The following is a 246-nucleotide window of genomic DNA, read 5'->3' as shown; positions in this document are numbered from 1 at the left end:
ACTCTACACCTGTGTATGTCACACCATTCGTGGTTTTCGCTAATGTATCTCGCAAGTATTTCTTAACTTCAATCTGAATGGATTCAACGCTGGTCAGCTTGCTCCATTTCATTTTCAAGTAAACGCGCAAGATCGGGCTCATTAATGCTTTAAACCAAGACGCATGGTTTGAAAAACGATAGTGCAGAATCGCACTGATAAATTCTTCATCATTAATAAGACGGTTTAGTGCCGCTGGAATTTCAT

1 pseudogene is annotated in these 246 nt (G+C 39.8%); it reads right to left on the bottom strand.

From position 1 onward, the window contains the following. Positions 1 to 246: pseudogene (locus JFU56_RS22665) on the bottom strand (1-acyl-sn-glycerol-3-phosphate acyltransferase); the annotation flags it as partial.

The sequence above is a fragment of the Moritella sp. F3 genome, from assembly GCF_015082335.1.
GTDB lineage: Bacteria > Pseudomonadota > Gammaproteobacteria > Enterobacterales > Moritellaceae > Moritella.
The sequence above is the reverse complement of the archived record's forward strand: the minus strand, read 5'-3'. Positions and strand labels throughout refer to the sequence as shown.